At 64.8% G+C, this 17,641-nt stretch carries 16 protein-coding genes and 1 pseudogene; 13 read left to right on the top strand and 4 right to left on the bottom strand.

The window, feature by feature from the left end; translation table 11 throughout:
- Positions 1 to 23: 23 nt before the first annotated feature.
- The 13 genes from JNB61_RS11805 to JNB61_RS11745 all read left to right on the top strand — a co-directional run bounded on the left by JNB61_RS11805 (position 24) and on the right by JNB61_RS11745 (position 13,133).
- Positions 24 to 827: an ABC transporter permease gene (locus JNB61_RS11805; protein ID WP_220339728.1), complete on the top strand. Its 804-nt coding sequence runs from the start codon at positions 24 to 26 to the stop codon at positions 825 to 827.
- Entirely contained in the window at positions 737 to 1,609 is an 873-nt protein-coding gene (locus tag JNB61_RS11800) for an ABC transporter ATP-binding protein (protein WP_220339727.1), read from the top strand. Before JNB61_RS11805 ends, JNB61_RS11800 begins: the two co-directional genes overlap by 91 nt.
- Complete coding sequence (locus JNB61_RS11795; RefSeq protein WP_220289262.1) at positions 1,606 to 2,532, top strand: ABC transporter ATP-binding protein; 927 nt, start codon at positions 1,606 to 1,608, stop codon at positions 2,530 to 2,532. Before JNB61_RS11800 ends, JNB61_RS11795 begins: the two co-directional genes overlap by 4 nt.
- On the top strand, positions 2,529 to 3,710 hold the full coding sequence (locus JNB61_RS11790) for a M20 metallopeptidase family protein (RefSeq protein ID WP_220289261.1): 1,182 nt from the start codon (positions 2,529 to 2,531) through the stop codon (positions 3,708 to 3,710). The genes JNB61_RS11795 and JNB61_RS11790 overlap by 4 nt, the downstream gene beginning before the upstream one ends.
- A gap of 63 nt (positions 3,711 to 3,773) precedes the next feature.
- The gene (locus JNB61_RS11785; protein WP_220289260.1) at positions 3,774 to 4,346 is read left to right on the top strand and encodes a TetR/AcrR family transcriptional regulator; all 573 of its coding nucleotides are present in this window, start codon (positions 3,774 to 3,776) and stop codon (positions 4,344 to 4,346) included.
- A 76-nt stretch (positions 4,347 to 4,422) separates the two neighbouring features.
- Positions 4,423 to 5,457, top strand: a complete 1,035-nt coding sequence (gene fgd / locus JNB61_RS11780; protein WP_220289259.1) for a glucose-6-phosphate dehydrogenase (coenzyme-F420) — start codon at positions 4,423 to 4,425, stop codon at positions 5,455 to 5,457.
- A 166-nt stretch (positions 5,458 to 5,623) separates the two neighbouring features.
- A complete protein-coding gene (locus JNB61_RS11775; protein ID WP_220289258.1) occupies positions 5,624 to 6,550 on the top strand; it encodes an SDR family NAD(P)-dependent oxidoreductase in 927 nt (308 codons plus the stop codon).
- Positions 6,547 to 7,026: a nuclear transport factor 2 family protein gene (locus JNB61_RS11770; RefSeq protein ID WP_220289257.1), complete on the top strand. Its 480-nt coding sequence runs from the start codon at positions 6,547 to 6,549 to the stop codon at positions 7,024 to 7,026. The genes JNB61_RS11775 and JNB61_RS11770 overlap by 4 nt, the downstream gene beginning before the upstream one ends.
- Positions 7,027 to 7,620: 594 nt before the next feature.
- On the top strand, positions 7,621 to 8,667 hold the full coding sequence (locus tag JNB61_RS11765) for an ABC transporter permease (protein ID WP_220289256.1): 1,047 nt from the start codon (positions 7,621 to 7,623) through the stop codon (positions 8,665 to 8,667).
- Positions 8,668 to 8,734: 67 nt separating this feature from the next.
- Positions 8,735 to 9,745 (top strand): substrate-binding domain-containing protein, encoded by a 1,011-nt coding sequence (locus JNB61_RS11760; protein ID WP_220289255.1) that lies wholly within the window; start codon positions 8,735 to 8,737, stop codon positions 9,743 to 9,745.
- 108 nt (positions 9,746 to 9,853) lie between these two features.
- On the top strand, positions 9,854 to 10,639 hold the full coding sequence (locus tag JNB61_RS11755; RefSeq protein ID WP_308289171.1) for an ATP-binding cassette domain-containing protein: 786 nt from the start codon (positions 9,854 to 9,856) through the stop codon (positions 10,637 to 10,639).
- 80 nt (positions 10,640 to 10,719) lie between these two features.
- Positions 10,720 to 11,769, top strand: a complete 1,050-nt coding sequence (locus JNB61_RS11750; protein ID WP_220289253.1) for an aldo/keto reductase — start codon at positions 10,720 to 10,722, stop codon at positions 11,767 to 11,769.
- A 773-nt stretch (positions 11,770 to 12,542) separates the two neighbouring features.
- The gene (locus tag JNB61_RS11745; protein ID WP_220289252.1) at positions 12,543 to 13,133 is read left to right on the top strand and encodes an HtaA domain-containing protein; all 591 of its coding nucleotides are present in this window, start codon (positions 12,543 to 12,545) and stop codon (positions 13,131 to 13,133) included.
- Between the two features lie 59 nt (positions 13,134 to 13,192).
- Here the strand turns inward: JNB61_RS11745 and tal are convergent.
- The 4 genes and pseudogenes from tal to ald form a co-directional block, all read right to left on the bottom strand.
- Positions 13,193 to 14,280: pseudogene (gene tal / locus JNB61_RS11740) on the bottom strand (transaldolase).
- A gap of 209 nt (positions 14,281 to 14,489) precedes the next feature.
- Complete coding sequence (locus JNB61_RS11735) at positions 14,490 to 14,882, bottom strand: RidA family protein (protein ID WP_220289251.1); 393 nt, start codon at positions 14,880 to 14,882, stop codon at positions 14,490 to 14,492.
- A gap of 60 nt (positions 14,883 to 14,942) precedes the next feature.
- Positions 14,943 to 16,415, bottom strand: a complete 1,473-nt coding sequence (locus tag JNB61_RS11730; RefSeq protein WP_220289250.1) for an aspartate ammonia-lyase — start codon at positions 16,413 to 16,415, stop codon at positions 14,943 to 14,945.
- A gap of 49 nt (positions 16,416 to 16,464) precedes the next feature.
- Complete coding sequence (gene ald, locus JNB61_RS11725) at positions 16,465 to 17,550, bottom strand: alanine dehydrogenase (RefSeq protein WP_220289249.1); 1,086 nt, start codon at positions 17,548 to 17,550, stop codon at positions 16,465 to 16,467.
- Positions 17,551 to 17,641 lie beyond the last annotated feature (91 nt).

Genomic DNA, 17,641 nt, shown 5'->3' with positions numbered 1-17,641 from the left:
CGCGCACGCTGCGGCTGATATCGATGCCGATGGGCACCGGGAACGTGGGGATGATCGCCGGGTGCGTGATTCTCGGGCTCCTCGTCCTGGGGGCGATCCTCGGACCGGTTCTGCTGGGGGCCGGAGAGGTCGCCAACCCTGCCATCACTCGGATGCCGCCGTCCCTGGAGCACCCCTTCGGGACTGATGCATACGGTCGGGATGTCCTGGCTCGGACGCTGGCGGCCGCTCGCATCGATCTCCTGCTCGCTCTCGCCGTCACCGTCTGCGCCCTGCTGATCGGGAGCTTGCTCGGCGCGGTCAGTGCCGCGTTGGGCGGTACCTTTGACAACATCCTCATGCGGATCACCGACATGATGATGGCGTTCCCCGCGTTCGTGCTCGCGCTCATCATCACCGCGTCTCTTGGGAACAGCGCGGTGTATGCCGCGATCGGCGTAACGATCGCCTACATCCCTCAGTTCATCCGGCTGACGCGTGCGCAGGCGCTGGAAGTGCGAAGCACAGACTACGTGGCATCGGCCAAGGTCTCCGGCACGGCGACAGTCACGAGCGCTGTGCAGCACATCCTTCCGAACTCGTTCCGCGCGCCGCTCGTGCAGGCCTCGCTCGTCGCCGCCTGGGTGATCCTCGATATCGCCGGTCTCTCCTTCCTCGGCGTAGGTGTCCAGCCCCCGACTGCGGAATGGGGTGCCATGATCGCGGAGGGCTCGGGCGATGTTCTCCTCGGAGATTGGTGGATCGCGTTCTTCCCCGGCCTGATGATTCTGCTTGCGGCCGCATCCTTCCAGCTGATCGGCGATCGCCTCGAAGGGAGCCTGCGATGACCGCTCTCCATGTCGAAGGTCTGACCGTTGCAACGGTGACCGGTCGTCTCATCGTCCAGGACGTCGGGTTCGATGTGCCGGCGGGGAGGATCGTCGGTCTTGTGGGCGAATCCGGATCGGGAAAGTCGATCACCTCGCTCGCGCTGACGGGTCTCCTGCCGGCGTCGATGCGCATTGTCGACGGCACCGCGCGCATCGGTGGACGGACCTTTCTCGAGCGAGGAAAGCTCGTCGACCGTCCGGGGATCTCGATGGTCTTCCAGAATGCGCGGTCGGCTTTGAACCCGACCATGCGCATCGGCGACCAGTTCGAACGCCTGCTCGCACATCTCAACCTCGCTCGCGGCGGGAAGGCGATTCCACTCATCGAGCAATGGTTCCGCGACGTCGGCATTGTCGAGCCGGCGCGCGTCCGCCGTGCGTATCCGCACCAACTGTCTGGAGGCATGAACCAGCGCGTGATGATCGCCCTGGCACTCGCCAGCGAGCCGGAACTCCTCATCGCTGACGAGCCGACGACTGGCCTCGACGTCACCGTCCAAGCCCAAATCCTGCGCCTGCTGCGTCGTGCGACTGCCGGAAGCGAGCGCGGGGTCCTGTTGATCACGCACGATCTCGGAGTGGTCGCCCAGATGTGCTCCGAGACCGTTGTGCTCTACCACGGCCAAGTGCGCGAGTCCGGCACCACGGATCAGATCTTCCACGCTCCCGTCGACGCATACACCCGTGAGTTGATCGCGGCGGGGCGCGGGGCCCTCGCACGAACAGAGGAGGTGCGATGACAACGCTCATCGCCGATGACATCTCGGTCACCTACCGGCTCGGGCGGCGCCGCATCCACGCCGTGCGCGGCGTGAGTTTCTCTGTCAGCGCCGGCGAAACTGTGGCCATCGTCGGGGAATCCGGAAGCGGGAAGTCATCGATCGGCCGCGTGCTGGCGGGCCTGCAGCGCCCGACATCCGGGCGCGTCCGATGGGCCACTTCCGACGGGCAGGACACCGGAGCGTCCCGCGTGCAGATGGTCTTCCAGCATCCCGACCAGTCTCTCGACCCGTCGTGGAGCATCCAGCGGTCGGTGTCGGAGCCCCTTCGCCGTCTGGGACGTGCTCAGCGAGTGAATGCGACCGAGCGGTCGCGCGCGATGCTCGCCCGCGTCGGCCTCGACGCGGACTTCCTGCGACGCAAGCCCAAGGACCTCTCCGGGGGTCAGGCGCAACGGGTCGCCGTCGCACGGGCGATCATCGCGGAGCCCAGCATCGTCGTCCTCGACGAGCCGACCGCGAGTCTCGACCAGACCGTGCGCGCGCGGCTTCTGACGACCCTCGCCGAGGTGCAGGAGGCGACGGGGGTCGGCTATCTCTTGGTCAGCCACGACATGTCGACCGTCCGAAAGGTCTCCGATCGCATCCTCGTGATGTACCTCGGACGTGTCGTGGAAGAAGGCCCCGCGGCGGCGGTGCTCGATAATCCGGCCCACCCGTACACCCACGCATTGCTCGCAGCCGTTCCCCCCACCGATCCCAACACCCCCTGGAACCCCGACGACTTCAGCGTCGAAACCGCACTGGCGGGCGGGCGCGGCATGGAGGACATGCCCTGCCCCGCGCCAGGCGATTGCGCCGATCACGGCGCGAACCTGGTCGAAGTGTCGCCCGGGCATCGGGTCGCGTGCCGGTCGATACTCCTCGACCGAGGTGCGGAATGAGCGGCCATCACGCGGGAACCGCGACCAGGGTGACCGACCTTGTCGCGCTGCGTCGCGAACTGCACGGCATGCCCGAGGTCGGCCTCGAGCTACCGCACACCCAACAGAGGCTCCTCGACGAACTCGACGGACTCCCCGTTTCCATCACGACAGGTACCGCACTGTCGTGGATCGCCGTCGTGATCGACGGCGCCGCGCCCGGGCCGACAGTTCTCCTGCGCGCAGACATGGATGCGCTCCCCCTGATCGAGGAGACCGGCCTCGACTTCGCCGCCCACGGTCCGGCGATGCACGCATGCGGCCACGACCTGCACATGGCGGCACTCGTTGGCGCGATCCGTATACTCTGCGCCCGCCGCGACCAGTTCGCCGGGCACGTCCTCGCGGTGTTCCAGCCCGGAGAGGAGGGGCACCAGGGGGCAGCGAAGACGATCGCCGAGGGAGTGCTCGATACGACGGGCACACTCCCCGTCGCGTCGTATGCCCTCCACGTCTTCTCCTTCCTGCCCGCAGGCAAATTCGGCGTCCTGTCGGGAACCGCGATGGCCGGCACCCTCAACTTCGAGCTCGAGATCCTCGGTGCCGGTGGGCATGCCGCGCATCCACACACAGCGCGCAACCCGATCCTCGCGGGAGCGCTCATCGTGCAGGCCATCCAGAACTACGTCGTTCAGAACAGTCGGCCGGGGGCGCCGCTCGTTGCTACCGTCGGTGCCTTCTCGGCGGGCGCTGCGGCGAACGTGATCCCGTCCGAAGCCACGCTCCGGGTGTCGTTGCGAGCGACCAGCGCTGGCCGGTTGCGGACGACATTCACCGATCTGGTGGCACTGTCAGACGGGATCGCCGCGGGCCATGGAATGCGGGCTCAAGCCAGCCCCGGCCCGCTTCTGCCGCCGACCGTCAACACCGAGAGCGCTGCCGTTGCGGCCTCCGAGGCGATCGACGAGCTGTTCGGGTCCGAGCGACGTCTCGCCATCACCCACCCGGAGATGATCGCGGAGGATTTCTCCGAGTTCCTCGACAGGACGGGCGGTGCGTTCATCTTCCTCGGTGCGAGCCCGCCGGACGCCACCACTCCGGTGACCAACCACTCCGCGAATGTCATCTTCGACGACACCGTCATCGACGATGCGGCCGCCCTCCTCGCCGAGCTCGCGATGCGTCGACTAGCGTCATGACCAATTCCGGCCGCCCATCAACCCTGAGGAGCCATCCGTGAGACACCAGCAGGCGAGTCGATCATGAGCGCCAAAGCTGATGCGCTGCTTCCCGGCATCGTGCGCGCGATCAGGGAGAAGGGGCCGGAAGCATTCGCGCTGAACAGCATTGCCGAAGAGCTCGGAACATCCAGTCGCATGCTGATCTACCACTTCGGCGGCCGCGACGAACTGCTCGGACGGGCGATGCACCACGTGCGACAGGAAACGATCTCAGACCTCGAGGTGGAACCCCCGACCTCGCTCGACGAGGCGATGGACTCCTGGTGGCAGTACTACATGAAGCACCCATCCGACATGCAGCTGTTCTTTCACCTCGCCTCGCGCACGTACGAGTCGAGGGAAGACTTCGAGGATTTCGCGAGTTCGGCGATGGACAGCTGGATCGGGTACTTCTCCAGGGCGAGCGAAGCTGAAGGCGTGAGTGCGGATCTTGCACAGGTGCTCGCAAGGCTCGTCCTCGCTTCGCTGCGAGGTCTCGTCGTCGATGTCTTGGTCTCGGGGGACCGGACCGAAGCTGAAAGAGCGCTCGACTTGCTCCGCGGTGCCCTCGCCGCCCAGCGTGAAGCCCTATCCCCGCACATCACCCCGCACTAGTCGCGGCGCTTGGCGCAGCGGTTGGGGCTTCGGCCCCGAGCGCTGATGACGCGCGCGTCGTATGAGAGAAGGACGAATGAACACCCCGATACGGTTCGGTTACAAGGCCTCCAGCGAGCAGTTCGGTCCGAGTGAGCTCGTTGAGTTCTCTGTGCTCGCCGAGGAGATGGGGTTCGACTCCGTCTTTCTGTCCGACCATTTCCAGCCGTGGATGCACGACGGCGGCCATGCGCCCGCGGCGCTGCCGTGGCTCGGAGCCGTAGGTGCGCGCACCTCCCGGATAGTGATGGGCACGAGCGTGCTCACTCCCACCTTCCGCTATCACCCGGGAGTCATCGCGCAGGCTTTCGCGACTCTCGGAGTGATGTACCCGGGCAGGGTCATCCTCGGAGTCGGGACCGGCGAAGCGCTCAATGAGGTGACCCTGGGACTCGAATGGCCGCCGCCGCCCGAGCGGTTCCAACGTCTGAAGGAGGCCATCACACTCATCCAGAGACTTTGGGACGAAGACCGCGTCGACTTCGAGGGCGTCTTCTATTCGACCTCTGGGGCAACGGTGTATGACCGACCAGCGGCAGCGACCAAGGTGCCGATCTACATCGGGGCTTCGGGCCCCGCGGCCACACGCCTGGCAGGCCGGATGGCGGGTGGCTACATCACGACGAGCGGCAAAGCACCAGAGCTGTACTCGGAGACGCTATTGCCCGCGCTGGCGGATGGCCTCGAGAAGGCCGGACGACGACGCGATGAAATCGACACGATGATCGAGGTCAAGGTCTCGTACCATTCCGACTACGACACTGCGATGCGAAAAACCCGATTCTGGGCGCCCCTGGCACTCTCGCCCGAGGAGAAGATGGGCATCCACGATCCGATCGAGATGCAGCGGCGGGCCAGCGAACTGCCCATCGAACGCGCAGCATCACGGTTCATCGTCTCGACCGACCCGGATGAACACGTCGACAGGATCGCGCACTACATCGACCTCGGGTTCCGACACCTCGTTTTCCACGACCCGGGCGAGAACCAGGAGGAGTTCCTCCGCACTTACGGTGCCGAGATCCTTCCGCGTCTGCGAGCGCGCTACGGGGTCGAGCCAGCAAATGGCTGAGTCGTCATCGGACGGGTTCGCGAACCTCATTGCGGACGCCGTCGTCTCCGGCGAAGTCGCCCACCTGCAGATCGGCGAGGCGACGAGGATCGTGGTGAACGGGGAACCCGTAGATCACTCGCGGCTCCAAGGGGTCTTGTCCGCCATCCCGCCGGGACAGCGCGCTGTGGCCACCGTCCTGACCACGGATGGGCGATCCGTCGTGATCCTCCCGGCTCCCTTCGGCCTCCCGACCGCGCGCGTCACCATCGTCCTCAGTCATTCTCACTCGGTCCTGACTGAGATCTCGGTCGACACAGACGAGACAGACCTCGGTGACATCCGAGGTGGGTCCTACCAGTTGGTGAAGGATGCTTACCCTGCTGCCTTGCCGCGGTATCAGAGCGCAAGTTGCGATCGCGAACGAGTCCTCGTCGTCGCCTCGTCCTCGCGCCTCGGTTCCGCCATCGCGGACTGCTTCGCCGCGAGCGGCGCCGCCGTGGCCCGGCACGGGAGCAAGCCCCGCCTGGGCGTCCTCGCCCAGAATTTGCGTGAGGACGGAGCGGTGGACCGGCTGGTGTACGACGCCGCGGAGCAGCTCGGCGGCCCCGTCTCCGTCCTGATTGACTGCTTCGGCCCGTGGGACTCGACACCACTGTCGGCCGCCAACCCTCGGCGCTTTCGCGCGTCCATCGACGATCACGCGTCGCTGTTCCTCGAGTTCGCGCGGGCGACAGGTCCAGGAATGCGAGAGCGGGGTCGCGGTCGGCTGATTGCGATCTCCGCCGGATCGGCTGCAACCCTCAGCGACGGCGTGTACGGAGTCGGCAAGCACCTGCGGGAGACCCTGGTCAGGGGCCTCGCCGCCGAACTGGGGCCGGAGATCACCGTGAATGCGATCGCGCCGGGGCAGATAGCGGAGAGCGCCGAACACATGCACAGCATCGATCCGACGGCGGTGGAACGTGCCCTCGCGACGACTGTGTCTGGCCGATTCGTCACGCACGCGGAGGTGGCAGAGGTTGCGCTGGCCCTATGCCGCCCCGCATTCGACTCGCTGACCGGCGCGATCATTCCGCTGGACGGGGGAGCGCGGCTCGGGAGCATGGCATGAGGTCGCTGCGTGAGGCTGGCTACACAGACGAGTCGGCGGTAGTCGTCGCTGGAAATAGAGAAATTCTGGTCGCCATGCCGGCACCCGTTTCGGCGTTCTATGCTGCCTATCTTGACGGCAACCTCGAGGGCATGTTGTCCCAGCTGGCCGCCCGGGTCGCAGTAAGGTTTCCGAGCTATCCGACGCTCCTCGGTATCGATGCCGCTCGCGTATTCTTTGCGGGCCAGGCCGGTGTGCTCGAGGATCTGCGATTCGAGCTCGTCGACGTGATCACTCGGGGTGACGTGGCTGCCGTCGTGTGGAGAGAGTCGGCCACCGCCCCCGACGGCGCTCTCTGGCGCGCGCACGGTGTCGACGTCATCAGACACGCGCACGGTCTCATCGCCTCAATCGAGGTCGGGGGAGCCGCGGCCCCGTTGCGCGAGCGGGTTCCTCGATTCGCCTCTGCGCGTCTGGCCACTCCGTTCGCACGCTGAACTCGTCGCCTCGGATCAGGGTCGGGTGGGCTAGATGCGTGCTTGCGGAGTCACGGCGCCGCAACACCAGATCCGTCGTGCCAGCGAGTGCCATTGCCGGTGGCGGGTCGCAGCGCGAAGACACCGGGAGTGAGGACCGATTACGGTGACGAGCGCCGCGTCGGCGGTGTCGAGCCGCGATCAATGTCGGTTTCTGGCGTCAGCTGGGCATCGCCTCCAGCTACGGCAGACGGGTGTCGACGGGTGATCGCTCCGGCCCATCCGGCGGTCGCTCAGCAGGGCGTCCGCCCAGGCGAAGAGCGGCGTACACCTGGCGCCCGGCTGAAACGCCTTTGTGGTGTGGCCGCCGTCGGGCATTGACTCAACAGGCGGCGGTCGATCAAACGGCAGAACCGCAAGCCCGAGGATCCTTACGTTTGCTTACGCATTTCGAGGCACCGCATGATTTTCGAGGAAGGCATCCGTCGAGGTTGACGAGATGCCGATAACGGCCACCTAGGCGCGTCTCTAACAGCACCGCCGAGGACCGCCAATGGACAGGTTTGGCGACACGACTCTCAGATCGCGTCGTCGGCGCTGCAGGAAAGGACCGCAATGGCGCAGTCGGAATCGACGCACCCCAAATCTACTCATTGGGAGGGAGGTGCGCCCTCGCGCCCTGCAACTGTCAGGCGATTTCTCGGGCGTGCTGCGAGTCTGTGGACATTCGGCATTCTGCTGATGATTGTCATCGGTTTCGCGCTCACCACAAACAACTTCTTCAGCAAGGCAGGCTGGCAGGCGATTTCGCTGAACTCCACAGAAGTGTTGCTCATCGCGATCGGCGGAACGTTCGTCATCGTCGCCGGCGGGATCGATCTCTCGGTCGGGTCCGTGCTTGCGTTATCCGGAATTGTCAGCGCCATGGTGATGTCGAGTCTGGTGGATAGCCAGAGGGGTGCGATCGAGACCATGATCATTGGTCTGATGGTCGCACTAGCGGTCGGCGCTGGGGCCGGCGCGGTCAACGGGCTGATCATTACGGGCTTTAATGTAAGTCCGTTCATCGTGACACTGGGCATGCTCGGGGTGGCGCGCGGACTGACCCAGCTTGCGAACGGCGGGCAAGAGGTCTCTAACCTGCCGCCCGAACTCGTCGTGATCGGAAACTCGTTCTTGCTCGATGGCTGGATCGCTGTCCCCGTTGCGGTGACAATCGTGGCTGCGTTCACGGGTTGGCTGTTCCTTGCGAAGACGCGATTCGGTAGGCGAATCAAGGCGATCGGAAGCAACAGTCAGGCAGCCACGAGAACTGGCATCAAGGTCAAACGATACTTGTTGCTCACCTACATCCTGTCCGGTCTCATGGCGGGGCTTGCCGGCTTCAGCGCAATGTCGCAGCTGGGGGTCGCGACAATCACCGCAGGTCAAGGGATCGAGCTCGCTGCAGTCGCCGCGATCGTTATCGGAGGCACGAGTCTCTACGGCGGGCGAGGATCTGTCGCAGGAACAGTCGTAGGCGCGCTAATCGTCGCGGTACTCGAAACGGGCCTGATCATCGCGCGGGCAAATTCGGCGTGGCAAATAATCGTCGTCGGCATCATCCTCATCGGCGCGGTCCTGGTTGATAGGCAGCGCGCCCGAGTGGCGCGTAGCGAGTGATCCTGCAGTTCCCACCCTTCTATTTCAAAGCACGCGGCTTTTCCCTTATCAACGAAAGGACTCTCCCATGATCAGCTTCGACGTTCGAGGCCGTTTCCTGACCGCTGTTGTGGCCGTCGTCGCGGCCTCCGTGGCACTTGCGGCCTGCACCCCAAGTGACGCGGCTCCCGACGCGTCACCGGAGGGTGAGGCGTTCACGGTGGCGTACGTACCGGGCGTCACGCAGAACTCATACTTCGACACGGTCAAGCGGGGCATGGAGAAGATCGCAGCCGACAACAACATCACGATCATCCACCAAGGATCCCCGAACTTCGATCCCGTCGAGCAGACGGCGGTCCTGAACGCAGTCCTCGCGCAGGCTCCCGATCTCCTGATCGTGGCCCCTTCGGATCCCGTGTCCATGCGGGCACCCATCGAGCGCTTCATCAACGCCGATATTCCCGTGATCACGGTCGATCAGGTCCTGGAGAACTCGGAGGGAATCGTGAGCTCGATATACGGTGACAGCAGGCAGGGCGGTGAACTCGCCGGCGCCGAGATGGCGGAACAAATCGACGGATCCGGAACCGTGGCCATCATCAACGTGGTCTCGGGTGTCACCGTACTCGACGAGCGAGTCGAGGGTTTCATCGACGCGCTGGCGGACGCGGCGCCGGACGTGACGATCGCCCCAGTTCAGGAAGCCGGAAGCAGCCCGTCGGGATCGGAAGCGGTGACTCGTTCACTGCTGCTGGCCTACCCAGATCTCAAGGGCATCTACGGGGTAACCGAGGTCAATGCAGAAGGCGCCGCGGCGGCACTTCGGGCGCAGAACAGGAGCGGCGACATCCCCGTTATCGCGTACGACGGCACCCCGCTGGAGGTGGAGTACCTGGAGGATGGGCTGCTGCAGTACCTGATCGTTCAGCAGGCCGCGAAGACTGGCGAGCTCGCCATGCAGTACGCCGTCGACTATCTGAGCGGTGACACCTCAAGCATCGAGAAGCTTGTCACTCTGCCCACCGTCGGTGTCGGCGCCGACGACCTCGACGACCCTGCGGTCCAGGCGGTTCTCTACGGTCCGGCGATCAGCTAATCCGTCCACAAATGGTGGGCGGAGACTCACACGGCTGCGCTTGGTGGGACGCCAACCAACCCACGCACGAGCGCCGGCGAACGCCCGTCGAGACAATTGGAGACCATCGTGGCACACACAGTCGAAAACCGCCGCCCAACGCGAACGCCGATTCTCACCGCGGAGAATCTCGTAAAGAGTTACGGTGGCCTCACCGCGCTAGACGGCGTCAGTTTCAGCCTTTATCCCGGCGAAGTGCTGGCCCTCGTCGGTGACAACGGTGCGGGGAAGAGCACCTTGCTGAGCATCCTGTCCGGCAACTCCACGCCCACATCCGGCCATCTACTCGTCGACGAGGCTATTGCCCACTTTCGACGCCCCGCCGATGCCACTGCCGCTGGAATCGCGACCGTCTACCAGGACCTCGCACTCGCGCTGGATTTGGATGTCGCGGCCAATCTGTTCCTAGGCCGCGAGGTCGTTTCCAGGCGGGGACCCGGACGCTGGCTGGGCTGGCTCGATGAGGCAAGGATGGTGAACGACGCACGCAAGGCTCTCAGCGACATCCACATCACCATCCCTGATCTCGACGCCGAAACTCGAAGTCTCTCCGGTGGACAGAGGCAGGCGATCGCGATCGCACGAGCCATCACTTGGTGTCAGCGAGCTCTACTGCTGGACGAGCCCACCGCCGCGTTGGGAGTAGAGCAGCAGCAAGAGGTTCTGCACCTCATCACGAGAGTCCGCGAGAGTGGCATTGCCGTGATCCTCGTCTCGCATCAGTTGCCGCACGTGCTTGAGATCGCGGACAGGATCGCGGTCCTGCGCCGCGGTCGCCTCGTCACGATCCTTGAGCGTGAGGAGGCGAACACCGAACGCCTGATCGCGCTGATCACGGGACTGGAGGCAGCCTGAGGAGCGGAGTGTCGCATTGCACCGCATAAACACTGGATTGCGCACCACGGGTGTGCGCCCCCACAAGGTAGGAGACTTCATTGGAATATCGACAGCTCGGCAGCAGCGGGCTTCGCGTCTCAGCGCTGACGCTCGGCACCATGACCTTCGGAGGCAGGGGGTGGGCGAAGCTTGTCGGCGCCACCGATGTCGACGGAGCCAGCAGGCAGATCGCCCAAGCCGCGAGTGCCGGCGTCAACCTCATCGACACCGCGGACGTCTACTCCGATGGGAGATCGGAGGAGATCGTGGGCGAGGCTCTCGCCGGATCTCGCCACGACATGCTGATCGCCACGAAGGTTCGCATGGCGATGGGTACCGGTCCCAACGAGGCCGGGCTATCACGTCACCACATCATCCGGGCAGCTGAAGCAAGCCTCAGGCGCCTGCAGACCGACCATATCGATCTGTATCAGGCGCACGAGTGGGATGGGCAGACTCCATTAGAAGAGACGCTCGCCGCGTTTGACCACCTGGTCCAGTCAGGAAAGGTCAGGTATATCGGGGCGTCCAACTACACCGGCTGGCAGCTGATGAAGGCCATGGGAATCTCGACCCGCGATCGCTACGCGCCGTTCGTCAGCCAGCAGATTCACTACTCGCTGCACGCCCGCGATGCCGAAGCGGAATTGGTTCCGGTCAGCGTGGACCAGGGCCTGGGCATACTTGTATGGAGTCCGCTTGCGGGAGGTCTCCTGTCCGGGAAGTATCGTCGAAACCAGCCCATGCCTGAGGGCACTCGCCGTTTCGAAGGCTGGAACGAGCCGCCGGTCAACGACGAGAACCGAACCTTCGACATCGTCGAGGCGCTCTGTCAAATCGCGGACGGACGTTCGGTTTCGGCGGCGCAGATCGCCCTCGCGTGGCTCTTGGGTCAACCGGCGGTGACTTCGGTGATAGTTGGGGCTCGCACTGACGAGCAGCTCGCCGACAACCTCGCTGCAGCCGAAATCACACTCACTGACGACGAACGCAGCCGATTGGACCGAGTAAGCCGGGAACCGTTGCGCTACCCCCACTGGCACCAGCGGAACATCGCGGCGGACCGGCTGGGTGCGGCGGACCTCGCGCACCTGCAACAGTACTTGTAGCCGCGAGGACGGCGCGGTTGGACTGATGACCCCTCGCGAGGGAGGCGGCGGGCGCTCACCGGCAGCTTGGCTGCGGGGTCACCCCAGCGCCCCTCTCCCGAATCGAAGCTGCGGCGACGGCACGTCACCGGACGGTGGCGGTTGAGTTACGGCGGCCAGACATTCGTCTGGGCTCCGTGGAGAAGCCGACTGCGCAGCGAGACGACCGCCCAAGTACCGTGCGGTCGCTTCACCGCGCCGAAGCCGGCCACACGGATCGATATATCGCGGGATGGGTCATCGACACCCGCTGGGGGCAGATTGTTCGGCGGGTCATATTCGGCCTCCAGGGAGCGTCGTAGCCTTTCGCCTTTTCATCCACCTCCGCAGCGGCGTCCCGCCGCGTGCCCCCGATCGGCGTCCGTAGAGGATCCTGACCACCACACATGATGCCTACAAAGAGTTCGAGCATGACCGAGCCGTTCATCACAATCCGCGGCAACGCGGGTTTCGCGTTTCCGGTTGCCCCCTGCCACGGAGGACTAAGGAGCGGCGACCGCGGCCCAATCTGCGGGCCCGTGTTACCGACGTCGGTGACTGCTTCTGATCGACCTTTCGGACCGTCTTCGAGGTGAACGCGACACTGATCGTCGACGAATTCCTCGGCCGTCTTGGCTTCGGTTCGGAGCAGGGATCCAGAGCCGCGGTTGGGCCCCGCGCAGTCGCCACGCAGGGATAGCCCGCCGGTGTTCGCATCGATGGTCGAGTGCGCACCCCGCCCGAAGGACTGGGGCATGGACTGGGCGATCCAGGGTGGTGTGCTCAGCTGGGTCACCTCCACTCCCGGCGGGCGGATCCTGATCCGCGAGGGTGCGACGCTGACCAACGCGAACCGATTCCACTTCCCTTACGTTGCGCACCAGCCCTTGCGCGCGGCGACAGGTTACCGACTGAGCTTCGCCGGTGAAGTATGCCTACACGCGCCTTCCGCGCAATGGACGCTTCGTGTACGCAACCCCACCGTGGATATCGACGCCCGTGCGGATATCGCCCTCGTGCACACCGAACTCACGCGGGGCAGGATGGAACTGGCTCGGATCTCGTTGCCACCCGCGGCGGCAGCTCCCCGACAAACCAGAGTCTGGCGGGACGCGACCACAGTCTTGGCCGAGGCCGCAGTCGCAGCGTTCGCCGGCGTGTGTGCTCCTAATTCGTCGTTGGCGCCCATCACGCTGACCGTGCCCTGCGACGAGGGAGCGTACGACTCACAAGCTGGCTGCGGACAGTCAGTCGGCGATGGAGACGTGCGGGGCGACGTTGGCTCCCGGCTGTTTCGCGGGGTCGCGAAGCGGGGGAAGGGTGATACGTCTGACTCCGAGGGCTAACGTCGAGCCGACCTGGTCAGGACCCAGCAATGCCCGGATGCCGGGGCATGACCGCTCGATCACTGGAGACGTGAGACATCAACGTCCGACTCGATGATGCCGCGAAGGTCCTTCCATGAGCTGATGAGCTCGCTCACCGCTTCGTCCTCCAGCAACTGGCTGGCATCCGCAAGATCGATCCCCGCCGCGGCGATCCGGTGGAACACTTGGCGGGCGTCGGGGTAGCCGCCGGAGGTCCCGTGAGCAGGGACGATGCCGTGGTCGAAGGTCGCATCCAGCGTTGCTTTGGACATGGTGCGCACAGTTCCGGGAGCAGCGAGCGCGGTGACGTAGACCGTGTCCGCGAGGCTCGGGTCGTGCGTGTCCGTGGATGCCCAGAGCGGTCGTTGCATGTTTGCACCTGTCGTAGAAAGCTGTCGCACGCGCGGGTCTGTCAACGCGCGCTCATACATTTCGTAGGCAAGCCGGGCGTACGCGACGCCTGTAAGTGACTTGAGACAGACGGCTTGCTCGGTGTCGAGCGCTGTCAAGCGCTTGTTGACCTCGAGGTCGACGCGGGAGATGGGGAACGATGCGACAGAGTGAATATGGGAGAGATCGAGGCCCTGAGTCCGAGCCTGTTCAAGTCCCGACAGGTACGCGTCGAGAACTTCGGCGTAGCGATCGAGACTGAATATCAGAGTGGCGTTGACTGAGATGCCCTGGGCGAGCACGGCGGTGATGGCAGGCAGTCCTGCTCGAGTGGCAGGGATCTTCACGAGCACGTTCGGGCGGTCGACCTTGGTCCACCCGTGTCGTAGGCGAGGTCCGGTGGAACGTCGATCGAGACACGGCCGTCGACGCCGCCTGTGGCTCGGTAGGCCGAGTAGAGGACCTCAGCCACCCCACGCACATAGGCGGCGATCAAGTCGAGAATCGCGGCGTCGATTACCGTCGCCGAGTTCGCGAGTCGGCTGATACGCATCTCGTACCCCGGCGCGCTGCGGAGCGCGCGTTTGAACGCCTCGAGATTCATCGTCACGCCCGAGACGTTGCGCGCCTTGGTCAGTGAGCCGAGGTCGCCCAAATCGATGCGGTCGCAGCAGAGGTCGTCGAGCCAGATGGTCACTCCTGCATTCCGCAGTCTGTCAGTCGCGGTGTCGCTCATCGTGCTCCTTCTCTCTGAGCGGCCGGCAGCAGGTGGATGCGGGAGTAGCGAGCAACGTGATGTGAATACGTCGGTTCTCCGGAGAGGTGCCGGCGCGCTTCGGGTCGACCGAACATTGAGACCAGGCGGGCCAACAACGCACCGTCGGCAGTGCCGGTGCGCAGATCACATCGTCGCCGATGCCCTCGCTTGCGAGGCTTTATGTGCTCCTAGCTTCGAACCGCGATTAATTCGACTTCGAGCTTCCACTCAGGATTGCCAAGGCCCGCGATGATGACGGCAGTTGCCGCTGGACGGTGGTCGCCGAAATACTTGCTACGGGTACGGGAAAGAGCACCTGGATCGCCGTCGTCATCGACGATGTAGGAGTTCACCTTGATGACGTCGCTGGGGGTGAGCCCTTCGGCGGCCAAATGTGCAACGAGGTTGGCAAAGACCTGGTCCGCCTGCTCGAGGAAAGATTTCGGCCAAGTGCCGTCCTTCCGTACAGCCACCTGTCCTGAGACGAAGACAAGACTCGCGTTTGCGGGGCTTGTGACAACGTGGCTGTATGTGCCGAGAGGGGGGTGGACTTCGGGTGAGTTTGAAAACTCCAGAGGCACGATGGGGCTCCATTCCTTAGGTGGGGTTCGCCGTCCGAATCATCCGGGTAGACGTATGGTTCATGGTCGTTCGCCTCGTTCGGTGTCATCCGACGTCGAGGCGGTGGGGATGGCTGCGGTGATCGCCTCAAGCCCGGACAGCCGCGCTGGCGACAGCTGCTTGAGCACTTCCTCGCGCGACATCAAACGCGCCTCGACGACGAGGTCAGCGACGCTTCGGTTCGTGAGGAGCGCCGTCTTCGCGAGCGCGGCGGCGGCGGCATAGCCGATGAAGGGGGTAAGGGCGGTGATCGAGCCGATCGACGAACTGACCATGGTGCCGAGCCGATCACGGTTCACAGTGATGCCCTCGACGCAGTTGACCCGGAGGGTCCATATGGCCTGCCGCATCCAGGTGATTGACTGGAAGAGGGAGTGCGCGATCACCGGCTCGAACGCGTTCAACTGCAGCTGGCCGCCTTCGGCCGCCATGGTGACGGTGAGGTCGGCGCCGGCCACCGAGAACGCGACCTGGTTGACGACCTCGGGGATTACGGGGTTCACCTTGCCGGGCATGATGCTGGACCCCGCCTGTCGTGGTGGAAGGTTGATCTCCCCGAGGCCGGCCTGAGGCCCGCTGGAGAGCAGACGCAGATCGTTGCAGATCTTGGACAGTTTGATGGCATCGCGCTTCAGCGATGCGGAGAACGACATGAACGACCCTGTGTCGCTGGTGGACTCGACGAGGTCGTCGGCGGTCTGCAGGTCGAGTCCGGTGATCTTCCGCAGGTGGTGGAGCACCGTCTGCGAGTAGCCGACGTGTGCCGTGATGCCGGTGCCGATCGCGGTAGCGCCCATGTTGATCTCGAAGAGCAGGTAGGCGTTCTCGCGGAGGCGGTCGTAGTCCTCGCCGAGGGTGGTGGCGAACCCGTGGAATTCCTGGCCGAGGGTCATGGGGACGGCGTCCTGCAGCTGCGTGCGCCCAACCTTGAGTACGTCGTGGAACTCGACCGCCTTGTCGAGGAACGCTTGTCGCAGGAGGCTCAACTCCTGGAGAAGACTCTGCAGCGTGAGCGACAGGCCGACTTTTATCGCCGTCGGGTAGACATCGTTCGTGGATTGACTGCGGTTGGTGTCATCGATTGGAGACAGGAACGCGTAGTCGCCCTTCGGCCGCCCAGCCAGCTCAAGCGCGATGTTGGTGATCACCTCGTTCGCGTTCATGTTGGTCGACGTACCGGCGCCGCCCTGGATGACACCGACCGTGAACTGCTCGTGGAACGACCCGTCGATCACAAGCTGCGCGGCACGGTCGATGAGGTCGGCCTTGTCCTGCTCGAGCACACCCGTCTGCGCGTTCGCGCGGGCGGAGGCCTGCTTCACCATCGCTAGGGCGATCACCAGGTCCGGGTACACCGAAATCGGTCGCTTGGCGATCGGGAAGTTGTCCATCGCCCGGGCGGTGTGGATGCCCCAGTAGGCGTCCACGGGGATCTCGACCGAGCCGAGCGAGTCGGTCTCCATGCGGGTGGACATAACCGCGTCCAGAACCATGTGTGCGCGTCCTCGTAGGTCTTCGCAGTGCAAACGGGTGCGGGTGCGGCTACAGCCCGAATGCGGCTCGCACACCTGCGTTGACGAGCTGACCGTCGCGGACGTTGAGGCCGGCCGCAAGCGGGGCGTTGGCCGAAGCTGCCTCGTCCCAGCCGTGCGCTGCGATCTGCGAGATGTAGGGCAGCGTTGCGTTGCTGAGCGCCTGAGTGGAAGTGTGCGGTACCGCGCCCGGCATGTTGGCCACGCAGTAGTAGAGCGACTGGTGCACCGGGAAGGTCGGGCGGTCGTGGGTGGTCGGCCGCGACCCCTCGAAGCACCCGCCCTGGTCGATCGCGATGTCCACGAGCACCGACCCCGGCCTCATCGCGGCCACCATATCTTCGGTCACGAGTTTGGGTGCGGCCGCGCCCGGGATGAGCACCGAGCCGATGACCAGATCGGCGTCCAGAAGCTGGTCCGCGATCTCATAGCGCGTCGAAACGCGGGTCTGGATCCCGCCGTTGAAACGCACCTCGAGGGCTCGCAGCCGCGGCAGCGAGATATCGATGACCGTGACATCGGCACCCAGGCCGAGGGCGTTCGCAGCGGCGTGCTCGCCTGCGACGCCGCCACCGATGACGACGACCTTCGCCTTGCGCGTAGCCGGCACGCCGCCGAGCATCACTCCGCGGCCCCCGGCAGCGCTGAGGAGAGTGGAGGCTCCCACAACGATCGACAGGCGTCCCGCAACTTCGCTCATGGGTGCGAGCAAGGGCAGGGAGCGGTCAGGTAGCTGAACCGTTTCGTAGGCGACCGCGGTCGTGCCGGCAGCGACGAGGGCGTCGGTCAGCGGACGGTCGGCCGCGAGGTGGAGGTACGTGAAGAGCGTCAGATCATCACGTAGGTGGTGATACTCCGACGCGACCGGCTCCTTCACCTTGACCAGGAGCTCGGCGCGTGCCCAAGTCTCCTCAGCGTCATCGACGATCTCCGCACCGACGGCGTCATAGTGTCCGTCCGCGAAACCGGCGCCGACGCCGGCGCCCGACTCGACGAGCACCTCGTGACCCTGCTGCACGAGCGCATCCGCGCCTGCGGGCGTCAGGGCGACACGATTCTCGTTATTCTTCACTTCGGCGGGGACTGCGATGCGCATGCCAACTCCTTCATCGACTCCAGCAAAGTGTCGCAGAATGATCATTGGTTTTGGTTCTCTGAGAAAGAATATTCGGTGATTCTCCGTAGAC

Origin of the sequence: Microbacterium ureisolvens (assembly GCF_019511645.1) — a bacterium.
GTDB lineage: Bacteria > Actinomycetota > Actinomycetes > Actinomycetales > Microbacteriaceae > Microbacterium > Microbacterium ureisolvens_A.
The sequence above is the reverse complement of the archived record's forward strand: the minus strand, read 5'-3'. Positions and strand labels throughout refer to the sequence as shown.